At 54.2% G+C, this 1,745-nt stretch carries 1 rRNA gene; it reads left to right on the forward strand.

The annotated features are described in order from the left end of the window. Nucleotides 1-157: 157 nt before the first annotated feature. Nucleotides 158-1,745, forward strand: a 23S ribosomal RNA gene (locus WFI52_RS14105); the annotation flags it as partial.

The raw sequence follows: 1,745 nt of genomic DNA on the forward strand, positions 1-1,745 counted from the left end.
CTTTTCTGGTGTCGGCAGTGCTGGCAGCGGGGGAGGTACCGCCCGTACTTTGAGAACTACACAGTGGACGCGAGCATCTTCGAGATGATTTTTCATCTCGTGAAGATGATCTTAAAGATCATTAGTCAATTTCGATTGACGATTCGAACTCATGTGATTTCAAGTCTTTAAGAGCAAACGGTGGATGCCTTGGCATCTGGAGCCGAAGAAGGACGTAGCAATCTGCGATAAGCCTCGGGGAACTGATAAGCAAGTTTTGATCCGAGGGTGTCCGAATGGGGAAACCCCGCCAGGCGGCGTGCCGACCTGGTGACTCCCGCCTGAATATATAGGGCGGGTAGAGGGAACGTGGGGAAGTGAAACATCTCAGTACCCACAGGAAGAGAAAGCAACCGCGATTCCGTTAGTAGTGGCGAGCGAAACCGGATCAGGCTAAACCTAGCGTGTGTGATAGCCGGCAGGCGTTGCACGTTGGGGGTTGTGGGACTTCTCAGTCATCTCTGCCGAGGTGGCGGCGTTACAAGAAGGTATAGACGAACCGCATTGAAAGGCGGGTCATAGAGGGTGCCAACCCCGTAGTCGAAATGCCTCTCTTGGTGCGAGGAGTATCCCAAGTAGCACGGGGCCCGAGAAATCCCGTGTGAATCTGTCAGGACCACCTGATAAGCCTAAATACTCCCAGATGACCGATAGCGGACAAGTACCGTGAGGGAAAGGTGAAAAGTACCCCGGGAGGGGAGTGAAATAGTACCTGAAACCGTTTGCTTACAAACCGTTGGAGCCTCCTTAGCAGGGGTGACAGCGTGCCTTTTGAAGAATGAGCCTGCGAGTTAGCGATACGTGGCGAGGTTAACCCGTGTGGGGTAGCCGTAGCGAAAGCGAGTCTGAATAGGGCGATTCAGTCGCGTGTCCTAGACCCGAAGCGAAGTGATCTATCCATGGCCAGGCTGAAGCGACGGTAAGACGTCGTGGAGGGCCGAACCCACTTAGGTTGAAAACTGAGGGGATGAGCTGTGGATAGGGGTGAAAGGCCAATCAAACTTCGTGATAGCTGGTTCTCTCCGAAATGCATTTAGGTGCAGCGTTGCGTGTTTCTTGCCGGAGGTAGAGCTACTGGATGGCCGATGGGCCCTACAAGGTTACTGACGTCAGCCAAACTCCGAATGCCGGTAAGTGAGAGCGCAGCAGTGAGACTGTGGGGGATAAGCTTCATAGTCGAGAGGGAAACAACCCAGACCACCAACTAAGGTCCCAAAGCGCGTGCTAAGTGGGAAAGGATGTGGAGTTGCTGTGACAACCAGGAGGTTGGCTTAGAAGCAGCCACCCTTGAAAGAGTGCGTAATAGCTCACTGGTCAAGTGATTCCGCGCCGACAATGTAACGGGGCTCAAGCACGCCACCGAAGTTGTGGCATTGACATTATTGGTAGGCCTTCGTGGTCCAGCCGTGTTGATGGGTAGGAGAGCGTCGTGTGGCCAGCGAAGCGGCGGTGTGAACCAGCCGTGGAGGCTACACGAGTGAGAATGCAGGCATGAGTAGCGAAAGACGTGTGAGAAACACGTCCTCCGAAAGACCAAGGGTTCCAGGGTCAAGCTAATCTTCCCTGGGTAAGTCGGGACCTAAGGCGAGGCCGACAGGCGTAGTCGATGGACAACGGGTTGATATTCCCGTACCGGCGAAGAACCGCCCAAACTAATCCAGTAGTGCTAAGTATCTGAATCCCACTGACGGATCCCTTCGGGGTGA

The sequence above is a fragment of the Microbacterium sp. MMO-20 genome, from assembly GCF_037147735.1.
Lineage (GTDB): Bacteria > Actinomycetota > Actinomycetes > Actinomycetales > Microbacteriaceae > Microbacterium.